The organism is Sorangium sp. So ce1153 (genome assembly GCF_051521595.1).
Lineage (GTDB): Bacteria > Myxococcota_A > Polyangia > Polyangiales > Polyangiaceae > Sorangium.
In genome coordinates, this window is sequence record NZ_CP150361.1 from 3,644,997 (window position 1) to 3,665,300 (window position 20,304).

The 20,304-nt window shown below is 72.0% G+C and carries 15 protein-coding genes; 8 read left to right on the top strand and 7 right to left on the bottom strand.

Translation table 11 applies throughout. The annotated features are described in order from the left end of the window. Positions 1 to 24 precede the first annotated feature (24 nt). From WME85_RS12910 to WME85_RS12930, 5 genes are all read left to right on the top strand, one after another. A complete protein-coding gene (locus WME85_RS12910) occupies positions 25 to 801 on the top strand; it encodes an aspartyl/asparaginyl beta-hydroxylase domain-containing protein (RefSeq protein WP_437838107.1) in 777 nt (258 codons plus the stop codon). After that, positions 794 to 2,260: a condensation domain-containing protein gene (locus WME85_RS12915; RefSeq protein ID WP_437838109.1), complete on the top strand. Its 1,467-nt coding sequence runs from the start codon at positions 794 to 796 to the stop codon at positions 2,258 to 2,260. Before WME85_RS12910 ends, WME85_RS12915 begins: the two co-directional genes overlap by 8 nt. After that, on the top strand, positions 2,257 to 3,501 hold the full coding sequence (locus WME85_RS12920; RefSeq protein WP_437838111.1) for an MFS transporter: 1,245 nt from the start codon (positions 2,257 to 2,259) through the stop codon (positions 3,499 to 3,501). The genes WME85_RS12915 and WME85_RS12920 overlap by 4 nt, the downstream gene beginning before the upstream one ends. A gap of 490 nt (positions 3,502 to 3,991) precedes the next feature. Further along, positions 3,992 to 5,767, top strand: coding sequence for a right-handed parallel beta-helix repeat-containing protein (locus WME85_RS12925; RefSeq protein WP_437838113.1), 1,776 nt, complete (start codon positions 3,992 to 3,994; stop codon positions 5,765 to 5,767). Between the two features lie 130 nt (positions 5,768 to 5,897). After that, positions 5,898 to 7,103 (top strand): phosphotransferase family protein, encoded by a 1,206-nt coding sequence (locus WME85_RS12930; RefSeq protein WP_437838115.1) that lies wholly within the window; start codon positions 5,898 to 5,900, stop codon positions 7,101 to 7,103. 84 nt (positions 7,104 to 7,187) lie between these two features. Here the strand turns inward: WME85_RS12930 and WME85_RS12935 are convergent, their stop codons facing one another. Continuing rightward, the gene (locus WME85_RS12935) at positions 7,188 to 8,282 is read right to left on the bottom strand and encodes a hypothetical protein (RefSeq protein WP_437838117.1); all 1,095 of its coding nucleotides are present in this window, start codon (positions 8,280 to 8,282) and stop codon (positions 7,188 to 7,190) included. A 144-nt stretch (positions 8,283 to 8,426) separates the two neighbouring features. Continuing rightward, on the bottom strand, positions 8,427 to 9,944 hold the full coding sequence (locus tag WME85_RS12940) for a lysyl oxidase family protein (protein ID WP_437838119.1): 1,518 nt from the start codon (positions 9,942 to 9,944) through the stop codon (positions 8,427 to 8,429). A 358-nt stretch (positions 9,945 to 10,302) separates the two neighbouring features. Here WME85_RS12940 and WME85_RS12945 point away from each other — a divergent pair, with 358 nt between their 5' ends. Together WME85_RS12945 and WME85_RS12950 are read left to right on the top strand one after the other, a co-directional pair. Further along, a complete protein-coding gene (locus WME85_RS12945) occupies positions 10,303 to 10,830 on the top strand; it encodes a helix-turn-helix domain-containing protein (protein ID WP_437838121.1) in 528 nt (175 codons plus the stop codon). Further along, positions 10,827 to 13,475: a VIT domain-containing protein gene (locus WME85_RS12950; protein WP_437838123.1), complete on the top strand. Its 2,649-nt coding sequence runs from the start codon at positions 10,827 to 10,829 to the stop codon at positions 13,473 to 13,475. Before WME85_RS12945 ends, WME85_RS12950 begins: the two co-directional genes overlap by 4 nt. Positions 13,476 to 13,533: 58 nt before the next feature. Here WME85_RS12950 and WME85_RS12955 read toward each other — a convergent pair whose 3' ends face one another. The 5 genes from WME85_RS12955 to WME85_RS12975 all read right to left on the bottom strand — a co-directional run bounded on the left by WME85_RS12955 (position 13,534) and on the right by WME85_RS12975 (position 19,686). Continuing rightward, complete coding sequence (locus WME85_RS12955) at positions 13,534 to 14,565, bottom strand: OmpA/MotB family protein (RefSeq protein WP_437838125.1); 1,032 nt, start codon at positions 14,563 to 14,565, stop codon at positions 13,534 to 13,536. Between the two features lie 355 nt (positions 14,566 to 14,920). Continuing rightward, positions 14,921 to 16,267 carry a phosphatase PAP2 family protein gene (locus WME85_RS12960; protein ID WP_437838127.1) on the bottom strand — a complete coding sequence of 449 codons (1,347 nt, stop codon included), beginning with the start codon at positions 16,265 to 16,267 and terminating at the stop codon, positions 14,921 to 14,923. Positions 16,268 to 16,889: 622 nt separating this feature from the next. Continuing rightward, positions 16,890 to 18,005 (bottom strand): NAD(P)/FAD-dependent oxidoreductase, encoded by a 1,116-nt coding sequence (locus tag WME85_RS12965; RefSeq protein ID WP_437838129.1) that lies wholly within the window; start codon positions 18,003 to 18,005, stop codon positions 16,890 to 16,892. Further along, on the bottom strand, positions 18,002 to 18,595 hold the full coding sequence (locus WME85_RS12970) for an isoprenylcysteine carboxyl methyltransferase family protein (protein WP_437838131.1): 594 nt from the start codon (positions 18,593 to 18,595) through the stop codon (positions 18,002 to 18,004). The genes WME85_RS12965 and WME85_RS12970 overlap by 4 nt, the downstream gene beginning before the upstream one ends. Further along, entirely contained in the window at positions 18,589 to 19,686 is a 1,098-nt protein-coding gene (locus WME85_RS12975; protein ID WP_437838133.1) for a type III polyketide synthase, read from the bottom strand. The genes WME85_RS12970 and WME85_RS12975 overlap by 7 nt, the downstream gene beginning before the upstream one ends. Before the next feature lie 184 nt (positions 19,687 to 19,870). Here WME85_RS12975 and WME85_RS12980 point away from each other — a divergent pair, with 184 nt between their 5' ends. Continuing rightward, on the top strand, positions 19,871 to 20,242 hold the full coding sequence (locus WME85_RS12980) for a DMT family transporter (protein WP_437309444.1): 372 nt from the start codon (positions 19,871 to 19,873) through the stop codon (positions 20,240 to 20,242). Positions 20,243 to 20,304 lie beyond the last annotated feature (62 nt).

The window sequence follows — 20,304 nt, forward strand, 5'->3', positions numbered from 1 at the left end:
CGCGGACGTATAAGGAGCCAAACGATGGCGCGCTTCAGCGGACTGGATAGCGATGTTGGTCTTTACCTGAGAAGGAAGATCGACTCGTACCTCGATGGATACATCGGGGGTGATCGCCGTCCTGTGTTTTACGACATCGATGCTTTATGCCCGAGCCTCCGGCGGCTCGATGAGAGCTGGCCGATCATCCGGCGGGAGCTCGCGGGCGTCCTCGGCGCATCGAGGAAGAACATCCCCAGATACCACGAGATCGATCCTGTCAACAAGCGGATCTCCGAGTCCGACGACGGCCGCGATTGGAAGGTCTTCATGCTCTACGCGCCCGGTCCGGTGGAGCTCGTGGAGAACACGTCGCGCTGCCCCGAGACGGCCCGGCTCCTCTCGGGCATACCCGATCTCATTCAGGCGTTCTTCTCGATCCTCGACCCGCACAAACACATCAAGCCGCACCGCGGGCCGACGAAGACGATGCTCCGCTATCACCTCGGGCTCATGGTCCCCGAGACATCGCCGCCGACGATGCGCGTCAAGGATCGCCACTATCAGTGGGCCGAAGGGGAGTCGGTGCTCTTCGACGACAGCTGGGAGCACGAGGTCATCAACGAGAGCGACGAGAGCCGCGCTGTCTTGATCGTGGACGTCATTCGCCCGCTCCCGATCGCGCCGCACCTGCTCGTCTGGGGCTTGAACCGTTACCTCGCGCGGCAGTTCTATTCTCGCGGCGTCGTCCAGCGTGTGCGGAAGATCGCGGGCCGCGGGGACGGCGCGGGTCAGCAGCCGGCGAGCGACGCTCATGGATGAAGCTCGCCGCGAGAAGCTGGAGCAGGCGCTGCGCAGCCTCTCACCGGCCAAGCGCGCCCTCTTCGAGCGCGAGCTCGAGCGGCGGCGCCGGGCCGAGGCCGGCGCGGAGCGCATCCCGCGCGCGCCGCGCACCGGCCCGCTGCCGCTCTCGATCGCGCAGGAGTGGATGTGGCGGCAACACGAGCGCGACCCGACGAAGTGCGCCCGGAACCTCTCGGCGCCCCTCCGGCTCGTCGGGCCGCTGCGCCCCGATGTGCTGGAGGCGGCGCTCCGGCTCCTCGTGGACCGCCATGAGGCGCTCCGCACGACCTTCGTCGTGGAGGACGGCGTGCCCGCGCAGGTGGTGCACGAGCACCTCGACTTCGAGTTCGTTCGAGCGGAGCTGCCCCCGAGCGAGCGCTCGATCGACGCGATCAAGACCGCTGCACGGCGGTTCATCGAACGGCCGTTCGACCTGGAGCGAGGGCCCGTCTTCCGGGTGAGCCTGCTCGCGTGCGGCGAGCGCGAGCACGTCCTGCTCCTCGTGATGCATCACATCGTGACCGACGGCTGGTCGATGGGGATCCTCGCGCGCGAGTGCAGCGTCCTGTACCAGGCCGTCGCGGAGGGGAGGCCTCCGCCGCTGCCGGAGCTCCCTGTCCATCAAGGAGACTACGCCGTGTGGCAGCGCGAGCGGGAGCGGCGGGGCGGCTTCGAGCGAGGCCTCGCCTACTGGCGGGACCACCTCGCGGGCGCTCCCCCGGCCATCGAGCTGCCGACCGATCGCCCCCGCCCGGCGGCTCCGTCCTTTCGCGGGGCGAAGGTTCCGGTCGCGCTGTCCGGAGCGCTCACGCGCTCCCTGAAAGGGCTGTGCGCCGAGCAAGGCACCACGCTCTTCACGGGGCTCCTCGCGGCGTTCGAGATCCTCCTGGCGACCTGTTCGGGGCAGCGCGATTTCGTGGTCACCACGGTCACCGCGAACCGGGGGAACCCGGACATCGAGGCGGTCGTCGGGCTCTTCTTGAACTACCTGCCGCTCCGGGCGAGGGTTCAAGGTACCTTCCGGTCGCTGCTCGCGGACGTACGCGACGTGACGCTAGGCGCGTTCGCTCATCAGGACTTGCCGTTCAAGAAGGTGCTGGACGTTGTCTGCCCCGCATACGACGACAGCCGCACCCCGTTCTTCGAGATCAGCATCCTGCTCCACAACACTCCTCCGGCTCGGCTGAGTTTTTCAGGTGTCGACGTCGAGGCCATCAGCCTCGATCCCGGCACCACGAGGCGCGACATGACGCTAGAGTGGACCGAGCGCGACGGGGCGCTGAGCGGCTTCTGGCAGTACAGCACCGACCTGTTCGATCGCGCGACCGTCGAGCGGATGGCCCGTGATCTTCACACGATCGTGGAGGTGGCGGTGGAGCGTCCCGACACGGAGACGGCGGAGCTCTCGCGCCTGCTCCGCGGAGCTGCCGCTCGATGAACGAGCGGGTCAGGCCGCTGAAGCAATGGCCATTTCGGTTGTTCGTCGCCGGCCGAGCCGTCTCGATGGTGGGCGACGTCGTGTCGCGCGTCGCGGTCCCGCTCCTCATCCTGGATCAAGCCGGCTCGGGCATCGAGCTCGGGGTGGTCGGCGTCCTCCAGACGGCGCCGAGCTTCTGCTTCGGCCTCGTGGCGGGCGCGCTCGCCGATCGGCTCGAGAAGCGGATCACGATGTTCGCCGCGGACGTCGGCAGCGCGCTCCTCACCGCGCTCATCCCCCTGGCGCACGTGCTCGGCTTCGACGTCTTCACGGTCACGATGGCCGTCGCGCTGCCGCTCGGGATGCTTCGCGTGCTCTACACGGGGGCGTACACGGCCGCGGTCCCGGAGATCGTCGGTCGCGAGGACCTGCCCCGCGCGATGGGGCTACTGCAGATCATCGAGGCGGCGGCGCACGTCGTCGGGCCGGCGCTGGTCGGGCTGCTCGTCGCCCGGATGGGCGCCGCCAGCACGCTCGCCGTCGACGCCTGCTCGTTCCTCGTCTCCGCGGCCGCCCTCTGCGCGCTCCCGCGCCTCCCGGGAGCGCGGAGCGGCGCCAGGAAGTCGCTCGGTCGCGAGGTCGCCGAGGGCGTGCGGTTCGTCACCAGCCACCGTCTGCTGCGCTCCATCATCCTCCTCTGGAGCGCGGTCACCGTGGCCACGGCGGGGATCATCCCGGTCATGATGTTCTGGGTGAGCAAGGACCTCCACGTCGACATGCGCTGGGTGGGGCTCGCCATGTCGATCTTCGCCGCCGGCTCGATCCTCGGCGCGTTCACCGTGTCACGCGTCCCGAAGGAGCGTCTCGGGGTCGTCCTCCTCACCGGGGTGGTGGTCTATGGCGCGGTGCTCATCGCGGTGAGCGGCGCTTCGGGCAGCAGCAACGCACGCATGCTCCTGTTCGCGCTGCTCGCGGTCGCTGGCGGCGCGGCGTTCGGCACGATGACCGTCTCGTACTACACGCTCCTCCCGCTCGCGACGCCGCGCGACCTCGTCGGTCGCGTCGGAAGTACGGCCAAGACGGTGACCCAGGCCTTCCAGTCCATAGGAATGGCGGCGACAGGCGCCGTCCTGGAGGTGTTGCGGGGGGCCGGGAGCCTCCGCGTGATGGGGGTGACGATGATCCTCGCGGGTCTCCTGTCCGCCCTGCCGTCGAGCATCCGGCGGCTGGACGGAGGCCTGTTCCTGGATGCGAGGAAGTAGGCTGCTCGCGCCGAGGATCGCCTCGCACGCAGGGCGCCGGCAGCGGCGCAGCGGTTATGTCCGGTGTACGAGGTCGAGCGCGCGCTGACGGCGCCAGTCCGCCTCGACCAGGCCCTCCGGCGTGATACTGTTAGCTCCGCCACGGCTCGCCCCCCGCTGACGCCGCGGCGCCCGGCGCACATGGCCTCTGCCGTTGCCGGCCGGGTAGACGGGGGACTCGCTCATCCCCACGACCACACGCCCTCTGGCGACGATGGGGGCGACGATGGGCCGCCTCGTGGGCCGAACGGTGCATCGCGCCCGCGATACGTCGTTCGGCCCGGGAACATCCTTCATGCCGGAGGCAGGCCGCGGCGCTACGGCCCCGCGTCGCGGAGATCTCCCGCAAGAGCGCGCTCGTGTTTGCTCAGCAAGGCTTCGCTCGACTTCTGTACTTGCTCATTCCGTCGGACGGTAACCGCACGACCCCACGCAAAGAACGGAGCAAAGTATGCTGTCGACACAGCGGCTCGTGAGGGCCTGGATCGGAGCCTCGCTCGCCCTCGCCTCCGCCCCGGCCGGGGCGGTCTCGCCCCCTCCTGGATTCAGCGGCTCCGGCGCCGAGTGGGGCTATCACCCGGCCATGGGGAGGCGCATCGAGTACCCGGACGTCTGCAGCCTCGATGCGTCCACCAACGAACCGCCGTTCACGGCAGATGAATATACAGGCACGAGCTGTCCCGATTACGCCACCGAGTCGCCGACCTGCACCGGACCCTTTTGCCCTGCCAGCGGCGTGTGCGCGGGCGATGCAGCGCTGCACGAGGACCTGAACGATTGCCAGGGGGAGGGCTGCTGCCTTCCGGGGTCCGTCGGCCGGGGCGTCGTCGATGTCCTGCCCTACCTCTCGAGGCCGGCGGAGTGGCCGTTCTCCGCCGACACCTCGGTCGACCACAGCGCCAACGTCGACGACAGCCCGGGTATTGCGCGGGCGATCGAGTGCGCGGCGTCGCTGCCTTCCTACAGGCGCACCGTGGCCTTCCCCGCCGGGCGTTACGTGCTGCGCACGCCGCTCCGACCCCAGCACGACGCGCTGACCCTGGAAGGACCGGAGCTGTCGCCGGACGCCGGCCCTGGCGATCCCGACACGGCGACCCTCGTGGCGATCCCCTGCAACCCGGAGCAGCTCCCCGGGGCGATCCAGGTCCACAAGGCCTCGAGGAGCGGGGACGGCGTCGAGGAGGTCTGGGGCCTCTGGATCCGCAACCTGCAGATCGAGCTGACGGAGGGGCCGCGAAAGAAGGCCAACAGCGGCATCCAGCTCAACCGCTGCTCGGACTGCGAGGTGGAGAACGTCATCATGCGGTACGCGCCCCTCGCGCCCCAGCTGCCTTCCTGCAAGCCGGCCAACCTGGATGGGATCACCTTCGCCATGGGATCCGGGGGCGTGATCCGGAACGTGATCGTGGACGGCGTACCGAAGGGCGGCATCTACCTGGCCTCGATCCCCGGGTATCATCCCACGCCCCCGATCCTCGTGGAGAACTGCGAGATCAAGAACATCGACGGCCCTGTCTCGGCTGCCGCGATCAAGATCATCACCGCCAATGTGACCGTGCGGAACTGCGAGGTCCATCATAGCCTCGTTCATCGAGGCGATGGATCCGCGGCTGTTCATAACGGGCACGGCCTGTGGATCGCCACCCAGGTCAGCGTTCCCCCCGGTATTCCCAGCCCGGTGCCCGCCAACGTCCTGATCCGGGACAGCTATTTCCACCACAACGGCGGCGCCGGCGTGGTCATGGCGAGCCCTGTCGAGGCGTATCGACCGACGTCGATCCGGCTGGAGCGGGTCAGGTCTGCTTACAACGGCACCCATGGTGTCCATATCCAGGCGGGCACCGGCGTGGAGCTCCAGGACCTCTGGTCCTGGGGCAACGGCTTTTACGGCATGTACCTCAGCTCGCGGACGTCGCTGCCCGCGGGCTCGGCCCGGGTCGGGAGCGTTACCCTGGAGAGCCCGCTCATCTTCAACAACGTCCTGCGCCCGACGTCGGGCTCCTATCCCGGGATCAGGATCGAGGCCAGCGATGTGAGGATCCATGGCGGCGAGATCGCGCGCTGTGACGCCTCGCGCGGGAGGCAATCGATCTCGATCCAGCAGCAATGCTGGCTGTCGGGTCCGACGGGCGGGGCGGTCCTCTTCCACCCGGAGGACAACTTCATCTCGGGCGTGGGCACGCACGGCACGAGCGCGCCGGAGGTGCTGGCGTGCCCTCATGAATGAGCGACGCGGGTCGAGCTACGGCCTCCGATGAGCGTCGATCGCCGCCGCGGGGGCGCGCCGACCATGGCTCAGCCGCGACGCGGCGCGCCGGGCGGCGCCTCCCGGCACGGCTTTTCGTTATGATCGCCCGATGCCGCCCCGACCTCCGCGCCTCGCCCGGCTCGTCCTCGTCACCGCCGCGGGGGAGCTCCTGGGCGCGCTGCCGCCCTATCCCGTGGCGACGCCCTGGTGGCAGGACGCCAGCTCGGTCGTCCGGGGAGCCCGCGAGCACCACGGCATCGAGGTGACGGTCCTCCGGATGCTCGGCGCCGAGCTCCCGTGTCCACACGGCGGCGCCGTCACCTACCTCGCGGAGGTCGGCGCGCCGCCGCCCGGCCTCGCTCCGTGGCACGCGGCCCTCGACGACCACCCGCTCCGGCAGCCGTGGGCCCGGCCGGGCGGGCCTTCAGGCGACCTCGCCTGGGCGGATTCGGTCCTTCGCGCTCGCGGCCTGGAGCGGACGGCGCCCGCCGAGCAGATCCGGTCGTGGAACCTGTCGAGCCTGTGGCGGCTCCAGGCTCGCGGCGAGACGCTCTGGCTGAAGCACGTGCCGCCGTTCTTCGGGCACGAGGGGGCCGTGCTCGCGAAGCTCTCGGGCCGGCGCGTGCCGGCGCTCCTCGGCCACGACGGCCGGCGGATCCTCATGCGGGAGATCCCGGGAGACGACCTCTATGAGGCCGAGCTGCCGATCCTGGAGCGGCTCGTCTCGTTGCTCGTCGGGCTGCAGCGCGACATGAGCCGGCAGGTCGACGACCTCCTGGCGCTCGGGCTGCCGGACTGGCGCGCGCCGGCCCTCGCCCGGCTCATCGCGGACGCGCTGGAGCGGACGCCCGGGCTGTCCGCCCTCGATCGGACGACCCTGGCCGGGTTCGTCGACGACCTGCCGGAGCGCTTCCGTCGCCTGGCCGAGACCGGATTGCCGGACACGCTCGTTCACGGCGACTTTCACCCCGGCAACGCGCGCGGCGACGCGACGTCGGCCGCGCTGCTGGACTGGGGCGACAGCGGCGTCGGACACCCTCTGCTCGATCAGCCGGCGTTCCTTGCCGCCATCCCGCCCGGCGCCGTCGGCCCGATCCGGGGCCTCTGGAGCCGCGCGTGGCGCGCCGCGATCCCCGGATCCGACCCGGAGCGCGCCGCCGGATTGCTCGCGCCCGTCGCCGCTGCCCGCCAGGCGGTCATCTACCGCAAGTTCCTCGACCACATCGAGCCTTCGGAGCACCCCTATCACGCCAGCGATCCCGCGGCGTGGCTCGCGCGGGCAGCGGAGATCCTGCGCTCGCGCCCGGGCGAGTAGCGCCGGACCGCGATCTCATTCCTCATGCGCCACGGAAGCGCTCGACGTCCCGGTGTCCCCTGAGCCCGGCGCCGCGCCCTCCCGTCACCCCCTCCGCGCCCGCTCGTACGCCTTGAGCCACCGCTTCGACAGCACCTGGAGGCTCTCGCTCAGCCAGTCGTCGAGCTTGCGCAGGTCGAGCCCGGCGAAGGCCGCCGCGTGCTGGCGCGCGAGGATGCTCACCTGCGCCTCCAGCACCGCGCGGAGATCGCGCTTCGCGAGCTTCTCGATGTCGACCGAGGCCCGCCCGAGGCGGTCCCGGAGCAGGTAGACGCTCCGGCCCACCTGCACCTCGACATAGAAAGGCACCTCGAGGCCCTGCCATACCGATGCCTTCGCCCGCGCGAGCCTGTCCTCGTCCTCGTGCAGGAAGCAGCTCCAGCTCGTCGCCGCGTGCGTCGTCTCCTTGAGCTCGAGGAGGCGCAGCCGCCGCGCCTCGCCCCGCTCCCGCGCGAGGACCAGGTACCGCTCGAGCCCGCCCGAGCCGCCCGAGTCCCGGTCGCGGTGGGCGAGCTCGATCACCTCGACGTCCGCCAGCGCGTCGAGCTGACCGAGCGCCTCGCGCAGCCGCCCCGCCGTGGCGGAGTCCGCGCGCGACAGCTTCAGCGCAGCGTCGTCGAACCGGAACGCCTCGCCCTCGGTCCACTTCGCGAGCTGGCGCGCGTCCCTGGCCGCCACGTCGGGGTACAGGGCCTCGGGCAGCTCGCGCAACGGCTCCTTGCCCTGGAGCATGTCCTCGTACAGCTCCATGAGCTCGCCGAGGGCCTTCCTGTCGTCGAGCAGGAGCCGGAGCACGGTGAAGTACCGCAGCGCGTCCAGCGCGGCGAGCCCGGGGCCTGAGTCGTCGAGGTCGTTGAACACGTAGCGCGGCCCCACCGTGAACGTGATGAGCCCGAAGTTGTCGGGGTGCGCGTCGCCGAAGCACAGGCAGCGGCCGCCCGGCACCTTGCTCCGCGGGACGTCGAGCAGATCCACGTGCCACGCCTGCGGGAAGCTCCGCATGAAGCGCATCGGCGAGCGCAGCGCGGACCCCCACTTCTCCTCGAACTCGGCCGGCTCGACGTGGGGATTCACCGCCCGGAAGAACGCTCGGGTGAGCTCCTTGACGGGCGGCAGGTCGCTCTCTCGAATGGGATGCATCGCGTCTCCTCCGGGCGGACAGGCGACGCGCGCGATGCGCTCGATGCGCTCGATGAACGACGCGCCGTCACCCCGCGAGCGCGTCGCCGCCCGCGCGGCGCTCTCGTAGCACGCGCGCGGGCGGGCCGTGAGCCGGGAGACGGATTACGGGGTGACCGCGGGGACCGCGGGGACCGCGGCGACGTCGCACGTGAACGGCGCGTCCGAGGCGTACGAGCCGACGAGCACCGTGTAGACGCCGCTCTCCGGGCAAACGAACGGCGTCTGCGGGCACCGGCCGCAGGTGTCGTCAACCGAGACGATCGCCGTGGCCTGGGTGCAGCCCGAGGCGCCGTCGCAGACCCGGATCATCGGATCGGACGCGCAAGCGCCGCCCGCGCAGCCGCAGCCGACGGTGATCGACTCGCCGGGGGTGCAGGCGACGCCCTCGAACCCGGGCGCGATCGACCAGCCGCAGTCGCGCCACTGGCCCGCGTCGGGCAGGGGGCACGCCGCGAGCGGGTCCGCCGGGCCCTGCGGGCCGTCGTCGGGGATGGTCACCGGGACCTCGACCGTGTTGTTGTCGTAGTCGCTCTCCGGCAGCGTGCGATCCGCGTTGATCGAGATGCGGAGCAGGTAGTCCCCCGCGCTCACGCCGGTGATGTCGACCCACTGGCAGTCGAGGCTGGAGTGGTAGACGTCGCTCCAGCCGCGCTGGATGCCCTGGAAGCCGCAGTGGTAGCGGGGCGTGGTCGGCGCCCCCGGGACGCCCACGGGCGAGCTGTCGAGCAGGCAGAACGCCTGCTTGTGGCCGGTCGCGACGACCGTGCCGGTCCCGTCGACGAGCTCGTACCGGGCATAGCCCTCGAAGTGGTAGTGGCCGTGGCACGAGGAGAACTCGAAGCCCGGAACGGAGGTCGGGTCGCCGAGGATCATGTCCGCCTCGCCGACGTTGGGCGTCTGCGTCGAGAAGCGCATCAGCCGGCGATCGCCCGCCCCGCCGATGCAACCCTCCACGATCGCGCAGCTGTCGACCGGGAAGGCCTCGTGGCCGATGCTCAGGCTGAACTGCGCCACGTCCGCGGAGACCGTCAGGTCGGGCAGCGGGCACGTCGCGCCCGGCTCGAGCCGCGTGCAGGTGCCCATGAAGCCGCCGAGGCAGCACGTCTGGCCCGACGCGCAGTCGCTGTCGGTCGTGCACAGCGTGGCCTCGGCGGGCTGCTCCTCGACGTCGATCACGATGTCGAACGAGCCCTGATCGAGGACCACGTCGTCCCCGCCGGTGCGGAACCGCAGGGCGACGGTCGTGTTCTGGTCCGGGAAGACGTCGAACCACTGGGGGTTCGGCGAGAGGAACTGCGCCTGCACCTGCTCGACCGTGCTGTCGAGGTTCAGGCGCTCGAGCCGCCACCCCTCCTGGAGGAAGGTGAAGTAGCTGCCGACCGGCACCTGCGCGCTCAGGCGGAACCGGTTCGGATCGTCTTCCGTGTTGAAGAAGATCGTGTCCTCAGGCCCCTGGACCATCACGATCCCGTCGCGCAGCCGGTACGTGTTCCCCGACGCCGCCTGGCCAATGAGGCTCAGCTCTACCCGCCCGGTCTCCTCCTCCTCCTCCTTCCCCTCTTCTCCCACACACCCCGCGAGAGCGATCATCCCAAAGAGCGCAAATTTTGTAAGCTTCATGCGATCCGCGATCCTCCTCGTCCCTCCGCCTCAGAACACTTGATGCCTTCACGGCACCCGCTCCTTCGCGCAAAGGTCGGTACGCCCGAACTTCTCAGGACATCACATGTCCCCGGGACTGTCCATGGACGCCGGCTGGTGTCCTCGACGAGGAAATACGAGCGAGCGGGGCGCGAGCTCCCCTCGGCACGATCTCGACGCGATCGAGACGGAGACGTGCGCTTCTCTTGGCACGATTGGCACGATTCGCACGATCTCGACGCGACCGAGACGATGGCGTGCCCCTCTCGGCACGATCGCTGAGACGCGTCCAATAGCTGCTACTGTCTACTTGACAGTTCAAGTGTCACGATGCAGGATGCTCCTCGTGACGACGTACAAGCTCGACGATCTCGCGGGCGAGGCGGGCGTGGCGCCGCGCACGGTGCGGTACTACGTGCAGCGCGGCCTGCTGCCGGCCCCGGAGTTCCGCGGGAAGGACACCGCTTACGGGCGCGAGCACCTCGCCCGGCTCCGCGCCATCAAGGCGCTCCAGCAGGTGCACTGGCCGCTCGAGGAGATCCAGGCGCGCCTCGCCGGCATGGGCGTGGACGAGGTCGAGCGCATCGCGGCGGGGGCGCTCCCGCCCGCGGCGCCTCAGACGGTGCCTCAGACGGTGCCTCAGACGGTGCCTCAGACGGTGATCGACCGCTGCGCCGGCCCGGGCGACGCGCCCGCGCCGCCGCCTCAGGCCGCCGGAGCGCCGCGCGGTGAGCGCTGGGAGCGGGTCGAGATCGCCGACGGCGTGGAGCTCCACGTGCGGAGCGACGCGCCGGAGCGCTCGCGCCGCATCGCCCTCGATATCGAGTCCCGTTACGCAACCCCTGCCCCGAAAGGCTCGCGATGAACCCGTCCACCGATCCGTCGCTCCCGGCGCCGATGTCGTGCCTCCGCTCCTCCGAGGGCCACCCGGTCCCGCTGCTCGGCGTCTCGCTCTCGGGCGAGGTCATGGGCGGCGCGGCGCGCCTGGTCGTGCGGCAGCGCTACAGGAACGAAGAGCGCCGGCCGATCGAGGCGATCTACACCTTCCCGCTGCCGGCCGAGGCGACCATCGCGGGCTTCGCCATGGAGTGCGCCGGCCGCAGGCTCGAGGGGGAGGTCAAGGAGCGGGAGGCGGCGTTCCAGGCCTACGACGAGGCGATCGCCACGGGGCACGGCGCGGCGCTGCTCGACGAGGAGCGGCGCAACGTGTTCACGGCGAGCGTCGGCAACCTCCTGCCCGGGGAGGAGACGGTCGTCGAGGTCGCCTTCGTGCAGCGGCTCCAGGCCGACGAGGGGGCGCTGCGGCTCATGATCCCGACCCTGGTCGCGCCCCGGTACATCCCGGGCGCGCCGCAGGGGGACCGCACGGCGCACGGCGGCGCGGCGCCCACGGGTCTCGTCCCCGACGCCGATCGGATCTCCCCGGAGATCGCGCGGGTCGATTATGGCATCACCCTCGATATCGCCTTCGATCTGGGGCGCGAGGTGGCGATCGAGAGCCCGTCGCACGCCATCGAGGTGCGGCGCGAGGAGGGGTATCGCCGGCGCGTCGCGCTCCGGAGCGACAGGGCGGCGCTGGACCGGGACATCGTGCTGCTCGCCGCGGGCGCGCCGGGCGTGCAGGCCGGCCTCGTCTGCGACAGGACCCCGGGCCAGGAAGGGACCTTCGCGCTCACCGTGGTGCCCGACCTGTTCGACGCGAAGCGGTCGTCCGCCCGGCGCGACGTCGTCTTCGTCGTCGACGTGTCGGGCTCGATGCAGGGCGAGTCCATCGACCAGGCGCGGCGCGCGCTGCGACTCTGCCTCAGGCACCTCGCCGAGGGGGACCGGTTCGGGGTGATCGCGTTCTCCAACCATTTCCGGGCGCTCGAGCAGTGGCTCGTGCCCTTCACGCAGGGGACCCTCGAGCGCGCGGACGCGTTCGTCGAGGGCCTCGTCGCGTCGGGCGGCACGGAGATGCTGAAGCCGCTGCTCGAGGCCGTGGGCATGCTCGGCGACGCGGAGCGGGACCGCGTGGTCGTGCTGCTGACCGACGGTCAGGTGGGCAACGAGGCCCAGATCGTCGACGAGGTCGTCGGGCTGGGCAAGGGGGTGCGGATCTACACGTTCGGCATCGGGACGAACGTGAGCGACCTGCTCGTGAGCGATCTCGCGCGCCGGACGCAGGGCGCCGCGGAGTTCATCCACCCGGGCGAGCGCATCGACGAGAAGGTCACGGCGCAGTTCGCGCGGGCGACGGCGGTCCGGGTCGCCGGGATCGAGGCGCGCTTCGAGGGGGTCGACGTCGGCGAGCTCGCGCCGGCCGAGCTCCCCGCGCTCGTTGACGGCGAGCCGTGGGTGCTCCATGGCCGCTACAGCGCGCCGGGGACCGGGCGCCTCCAGCTGCGCGGGAGCCTGCGCGGGGAGCGCTTCTACCTCGAGGTGCCGGTGGAGCTCGCGGCGGAGGCGTCGCGGCCGGGGCTCGAGGCGCTGTGGGCGGGCGCGCGGGTCCGGGAGCTCGAGGAGTCGGAGCGCGGGCTGTCCGGCAAGCGCGCCGAGGCGATGCGGAAGCGCATCGTGGACCTCTCGGTGCGGCACCGGGTCGCGTCGAAGCACGCGTCGTTCGTGGTGATCGAGCGGCGCACGGGCGATCGGCGGGCCCACGGGCAGCCCGAGGCGCGGCCCGTGCCGGTGAGCGCGCCGGCGGGGTGGGGGATGTCCAGCCACCGCGGCCCGGTGATGGCGGCGGCCGCGTTCGCCGGGCCGTTCAGGGGCGGCCGCGGGCCCAAGCTGACGGGCATCGTGCAGCCCGTGATGGCCCGAGCCCCCGCGGCGCCCGTCGCGTCCGCGCCCGCGGCGCCCGTCGCGTCCGCGCCCGCGGCGCCCGCTGCGGCGGCGCCCGCGCCCGCGCTCAGGCCGCAGTCGACCTCCGGCGGCCTCTGGTCGCGCGCCAAGCAGCTGTTCCAGCCGAGCGCGGCGCCGCCGCTCGAGGGCGGCGCGGCCGGCTCGGCGCGCGACGATGCCTCCGTGGGCGCCGCGGCGCCGGGCGGACCCGCGGGACCGCCGCGCCGGTCCGGGCCCGCGTCGGTCGCCGCCCCGGCTCCGGGCGCTGCTCCGGCGGGGACCCAGGGGGACGACCTGGGGCGTGTCTTCGAGGAGCAGCTCGCATCCGGGCTCTGGGAGCGCGGGGAGCCGACCGACCTCGGGCGGCTCACCAGCACGGCGCTGTGCCTCGCGACGTGCCACGAGCAGGGCGTCGACTCGGCCCATCCGATCTATGGCGCCCAGGTGGCCAAGGCGGTCGAGGCGCTCTGCGCGCTGGCCGAGTCGCTCCTCCAGGAAGGCGGCGCGGACCGCGAGGTGGCCGCGGCGCTCTCGGCGGCCTACCTCGTCGCGAGCGGGCGGCGGCTGCGGGCGCGCGTCCACGACGTCGCGGCGGGCGCCGCGTCGGAGGCGGCGCGCGCTGTCGTGGGCGAGCTCGGGGACGCCGCGGCGCTCAGGAGAAGGGTCGAGGCGCTGCGCAGCGCCTGACGGGCGCGCCGCGGCGGGGCGCCGCGGCGGGCGCCGCGGCGGCGCGCAGGTCGTCCTCTCAGGGGTACGTGTCGTCCGCGCCCTTCGCGCCGGCCGCCGGGGGTGCCGCGCCAGCCGGGCGTGCCGCGCCAGCCGGAGGTGCCGCGCCAGCCGGGCGTGCCGCACCGGCCGGAGATGCCGTGCCCGCCGGAGGTGCCGCGCCAGTCGGGCGGGCTTCGCCAGCCGGGGGTGCCGCGCCAGCCGGGGGTGCCGCGCCAGTGGGGCGCGCCTCGCCGGTCGGGCCTTCCACGAACTGCGCCGTCCCCTCCACCACGATCTCGAGGCGCGGATCTGCCGGCTGCGCGGGCGCACCACCGCCCGCGTCGGCAGGCGCCAGGTCGGCGAAGGCCGCGAGGCTCAGGCGCGCGATGGGCAAGCCCGCCTCCTTGGGCTGCGCCAGGAAGAGCAGCACCGCGCGCGCCTGGGCGACCGTCACGTCCCAGCCGTTGCGCCACGCCACGCCCGGCGCGCCGCTCGTCGTGTGGCCGACGATCTGGTAGCCGAGGCCCTTGAACGCCTCCTGGCCGCGGATGATCGCGGCGATGTCCCGCAGGGTCTTCTCTCCCGCCGGGGAGAACGCGTCGCGGTTCCCCTTGAACAGGAAGCGCGTCGGGATCGAGATGACCACGCGCCCGTCGCGCGGCGCGACCGTGACCTCCCCGGCCGCGACCGGGAGGAACGCCCGCAGGACGCCGCTGTCGCGATCGGACGGCGGGCGCGCCCCGGCCGCCTCGCCGCGCGGAACCCCTGCGCCGAGGTCCAGGCCCTCGGCGCCCAGCGGATCCTCCCTCGACGGCGCCGCGGCGCCACCGCGCGCGACCTCCTCCTCGAGCTGGCGGATGCGCTGCTGGCTCGTCTGCAGGTCGCGCTGGAGGCGCTCGGACCTGTCGAGCTGGGCCTGCCACTCGAACTCGGTGTAACCGCACCCGACGAGGAGCGCGGGCGCGAGCAGCGCGGCCAGGCGGCGCCCGACGCCCGCGACCCGGGTGAGGGAAGGGGCGACGTGGGCGCTCCCCTTCACGCTCTCCGCTGCGACACCCAAAGCAGGCATTTGCACTTCGCAGGCTCTTTTTCGCCGGATCATCAGGATCCATCCTCCTCGCGCCGGTGCGCTGAGCGGCGGGAGCCTATCCGAGCGGTCCTGGTCCCACAAGGCGGGCGCCGGGTCCGAGGCAGGTCCGGGACGCTCGCGAGCGCGGGGCGGGGCGGACGCGCTCGGCACAGATCCGGTTCCGCTCAGCTCGGCGGCGCACCGCGTTCACGGCGCGCGGGCAAGCAGGCCGAACGGGTGCCCGGACCGGGGGACGCGCCCGCCGAGACCCGATCGAGGCGTCGCGCCGGCCTACCACGCAGGTGAGCCCGCCTGCGACGGGGCGTCGCGCCCGCCGCCGTCCGGCACGAAGACGTCAAGGGAGCGGCTGGAGGATCCCGTCAAAGACGGCGTCTCCGACGGCTCTGCCCTGACGCATCCCGTTCTCCGCATCGAACCTCCAGTGGACGCCCAGGTAGATGCGGCTGATCGCGACCTCATCAGCCGCCTGGCGGAAGCCGGAGTAGCAGCGCCTGAGCCTGGGGCGGACGTTGCCCCGCGCGTCCGTCGTTCTTCCGTTGTACTCGTCGGACACGAAGCAGAAGTGTATGTGATTCGTGCCATAATAACGGGTCAGCACCTCGAACATGGCAGCCCCGAAGCTCGCGTGTCCGGAGCCGTACGACGGGAAATTCGGCGTCTCGTGCAGCGGGCCCCCGTTGCTGCCGGGGGATGCGAGGGGCGTCCAGTTGGCGTCACGTACCGTGAGCGGGTTTCCATCGATGTTGGCCAGACGGATCCCGATGATCGGCCGCCAGAAGTTGTAGTGGTACTTCGTGTCCCATGTGGCGATGGCGGCGTCGGCTTGGGCGAAGTTGATCAGCGCGAAGTAACGGGCGTTCTCTATCTCCGAGTTGTGCTCCTGCACCGCGACGACCCGCGCGATCTGGTTGAAGAGCCGCGGCACCACCCCGATGCGCGGGGCCGCGTCGTACGACCAGAAGACCCCGATGACGGTCTGTTCGGGAGTCCGCAGGGTCGGGGTGCTCGCGCCATCGCCGCCCAGCGCGAAGAGCTCGTAGAAGCTCGACGCATACGAGCGGCTCCGCAGCGACGGTGGGGGCGGAGACCGGAACCGGTCGCCGCTCTCGATGGCGAACGGCGTCACATCCCCCCAACCGGGGGTCAGGAATCCTTGATCGGGGTGGAGAGGATCGACGCGATGCTGGCCGGGCGCATAGCGTGGCGTGTAAGGCATCGGGGCGTTTGCCCCGTCGCGTGCCCGCACCGCGAGGATGTCGTCGGCGATGTCGCTGCCAAGAACAATGCCGTCCTCCTTGGCGTCGCTCGCCGGGATCTCCGCCAGGTACTCGTGGAGCGCGGCGTCGAACGCGGCATTCTGACCCGGGTAGAGCGCCGTCAGCGTACGGTGGGCTGCCGTGGCCACCGCCGCATCCACGGATGCATCCGGCGCGCGCGTATAGACGATGTACGGCTCGTACTCCGGCACGATCGAGTTCACGGCGTCGTAGATCGCCGCGTGGACGATCGCGAGAGCCCGTGAGGTGCGCGTGGGCCCGTCCTGCTCCGGCCGCCTGGAGGGGTCGCTGTAGTCTCTGGCGACCGCGGCCAGAGCGACGGCGTTCCAGTCGAGGACCGCGTCTCTGTCCGGCGGATCCCCCGGACATTCCGGCTCGTGCGCGGACGCTCGGCTTCCGAGCATACAGGTGGCAGCGACAGCGAAGGCGATGGGCACCCATCTCGCGGGTGAACAATGCATGCAAGGCTCCTTTGAACGGGTCCTCAGAGGCCGCCATCGCGGACAATGCCGCTTCGATGGTCGTCGGGATGGCGGCCACTCAAGCACCGATAGGCACGGGCAACCCATCAGGGCGAGATCGAGAACCGTATCTACCCGATCGAAGCCGGCCGCTCTGCGCAGGAGAGCGCGGCTTCATGGGGCATGCGCCGTCGGCCGCCCGTCGCTGCTCGGCGGGAGATGCTGCTGCGTGGCGCCGAAGGCCGAGCATGCGTGCCGCCCGACGGACGGCGCTCTTCGTTCTCGTGATTCGCTAAAATGGTATGCGTCGTATTTGATCCATTTTAAGGCTATCAGCCGGAGCTGCTGCGCGCAACCGACGCACATGTTGGAACGCAAGTCCCTTTGAGTGGATATGTGGCGGGCACACGAACAGAGCGTGAATCACGTCCGTCCGTGGCCGCGCAGTCACCGGCATGGACATGGCGACGCGCGGCGGGTGGACGGCCGAGGGATGGTGGACTTCGAGGCCAATGCTCCATGGCTCGCCTTCATCGGGCACGTAGGCTTCATCGGGCACGTAGGCTCAGCGAGGGCCGAGGACCGCGCCGACCGCGTGCCGGAAGAGCCCGGGCGCGAGCGCGAGCGCGGACAGGACTCCATCCCGGAGGCGCGGGCGCCGCGCGATGAAGAGCACCGCGCGCGTCGCCACCGCGTAGCGCCGGAACGCCCGCCGGAACACGCGCTCGTAGCCGGCGAGCGGGGCCGCGCCGCCGCCGCGCAGGGCCGCGTCGAGGGCGGTCGACAGCGCCGCCGCGCTCACGAGCGCGAGCGAGATCCCCTCGCCGGTGATGGCGTCGATGTAGCCCGCCGCGTCGCCGACCAGCACGAAGCGGTCGTCGTGGAGCCGCGCCGACGCGCGCTCGAGCGGGCCGCTGCCCCGCGCCGCCGAGTCGGCCGGCACGCCCGCCACCCGCTCGGCCAGCGCCGGGAAGCAGCGCACGAGGCGCTCGGCCGACGCGCGGCCCTCGAGCCGGTCGCCGTCCCACAGGAACGCGACCCCGACGCGCTCGGGCCCGGCGGGCGTCACGTACGCCTCGACGCCGTCGGCGACGTGCACCTCGACGAAGGACGACCAGGGCGCGCGCCGGAAGTGCTGGCGCAGGCCGAGCCGGCGCGGCCCCGAGGGCGGCGCGTCCCAGCCGAGCGCGCGGCGCACGCGGGAGCCGAGCCCGTCCGCGCCGACGACGTAGCGCGCCTCCACGACGCCCCGCCGCGTGACGAGCCGCGCGCCGCCGTCCGCCCGCTCGACGCGCAAGAGCGCCTCGCCCGCGGCGAGCCGCGCGCCGGCGGCCCGCGCCCGCGCCGCGAGGGCCGCGGAGAGCGCCGTGCGGCGCACGCCGAGCCCCCCGGGCGCCGGCAGCGGCGCCTCGACGCGGAGGCCGTCCGCGCGGATGTACCGGATGCCCTCGATGGGCGCCCGCTCGGCCGGGTCGAGCTCGGACAGCGCGCCGAGCTCCGCGAGCGCGCGGCAGCCCTCGGGCATCACCCCCTCGCCGCACGCCTTGTCGATCGGCCACGCCGCCTGGTCGAGGACGACGACGTCATGGCCCCGCTGCGCGCAGCCGATCGCGACGGCGAGGCCCGCCGGCCCGCCGCCGACGACGGCGATGTCGCACCGCGCGCTCACGGCGGCGCTCACGGCGGGGAAGACCGCTCCGGTGCCGCGCGGCGGCCCGGCACGAGCCGCGGCAGGTCGCCCATCTGCGCCGCGTACCCGGGCCCGAGCGCCGCCTCCTCGGCGCGGATGCGCACCTGGAGCACGGCCGCGTTGAGCGCGCTGAAGACGAGCGCGGTCAGCCAGGCGCCGTGGATGAGCGGGATGGCGACCATCTCGACGATCACGGCCGCGTAGTTCGGGTGGCGCAGGTAACGGTACGGCCCGCCGGACACCGGCCGCGCGCCCGGCACCACGATGATCCGCACGTTCCACTGCTCCCCGAGCGTGGCGATGACCCAGTACCGCATCGCCTGCGCGAGCAGCGCGGCGGCGAGCGCCGCGAACCCGAGGAGCCCGGGGAACGGCCGGTCGAGCGCGTCGACCTCGAGCGCGCAGGCGGCGAGGAAGGCGGTGTGCATCAGCGCCATCACCCGGAAGTGCCCCTGCCCGACCTCGACGCCGCCCCTCGCGAGGGCGCGCTGCGCGTTGCGGCGCGAGATGACGAGCTCGGCCAGCCGCTCGATCGACACGGCGCCGAGGAAGGCGAGGTAGAGCTGCTCCGAGGTCACCATCGGAGCAGCGCGATCTCCGAGCAGAAGCCGGGGCCGAACGCCATCATCACGCCGTAATCCCCGGGCCGGGCGTTCGCCTCGTCCATGAAGTCGCGCAGCACGAACAGCACCGACGCGGACGACACGTTGCCGATCTCGCGCAGCGAGCGCCACGAGCGGGCGAGCGCGTCCTCGGGCAGCTCGAGCGTCTCGGTGATCGCCTCGAGCACCTTCGGCCCGCCGGTATGGACGATCCAGTGACGGACATCGCCCCGCGACAGGCGGTGCCGCGCGAGGAACGCGTCGACGTCGCGGCGCACGTGCTCCCGCACGAGCGTCGGCACGCCCGCGGAGAGGACGACGCGGAAGCCGCTGTCCACGACGTCCCACCCCATGATGTGCTCGGTCTCGGGGTAGAAGACGGCCTGCGAGTCGAGCACCGCGGCCCCGCCCGTCCGGCCGCTCTTGCGGGCGGCCTGCGCGCCGCGCGCCACGACGGCCGCGGCGCCGTCGGCGAAGAGCTGCGCGGCGATCACGTTCGCCGCCGAGGTGTCGTCGCGCTGCAGCGTGAGCGAGCAGAGCTCGACCGACAGGAGGAGCGACGTGTGCGCCGGGAAGGCGCGCAGCGTGTCGGTGATGCGCGCGACGCCGGCCACGCCGGCCACGCACCCGAGGCCGAAGACGGGCGTGCGCTTGACGTCGCGCCGGAAGCCGAGCCGGTTGACGAGCCGCGCGTCCAGGCTGGGCGCCGAGATGCCGGTGACCGAGACGAAGACGATGTGGTCGACCTCCTCGGGCCCGATGCCCGCCCGCTCGAGCGCGGCGCGACAGGCGCGCTCGCCGAGCTCGAGCCCGCACGCGTTCCAGCGGCGGTTCTGCTCGGCGAACGTCGAGGCCGCGTAGTACTCGTCGATCGGCAGCGCGAGGTGCCGCCCCCGCACCTCGACCGAGCGCCGGACCCGCTCGACGAGCGCGAGCGCGTCGCCCTTGCCAGCCCAGAGCCGGCGCAGCCCGGCGCACGTCTCTTCCTGCGTTGCATAGTGCGGCGGCAGCGCCGTGCCCACCGCGGCGATCGTCGGGGCAAACGGCGCTTCGTGGCGGTCGGAGCTCATGGCGGGCGGCAGTCTCGCACCAGGGCAGGCGGCCGACCACGGCCAATTCGCCGTCAGGCGCCGCCCTAGGTTCACCGAACCTCGGCCGATGAAGGCCTGCGCGCTTCACGGTTGATCCATGCCGCGTGCTGCGCCAGAGGTCTGCCGGGAATGGCGGCGCGCCGGAGCGCGCCGCACAAGAGACATGGCTCAAGGTTACCTCTTCCTCATCATCGCCCTCGTCTTCAACGCGACCGCGAACATCCTCATGAAGCTCGCTTCGCGGCGCGTGGAGCCGATGGAAGGGCTGTCGCTCGTCCAGAAGGGGCTCGCGCTCGCGACGAACTACTACCTCGTGCTCGGGCTCCTGCTCTTCGCCTCGAACATCCTTTTCTACGTTCTGGCCCTGAAGCGCATCAACCTGTCGATCGCCTATCCGATCATGTCGTCGGGGGGCTTCCTGATCATCTCGGTCTTCTCGGTCTATTACCTGCGCGAGACCCTCACGACGCTGCAGATCGGCGGCATCGTCATGATCGCGGCGGGCATCGCGATGGTCGCTTACAACATGACCTAGTCACCGGGCGCTCGAGAGCGTGCGTGGGCGGGCGTGCGGTGTTGCCGGGCCGCACGGCCCCG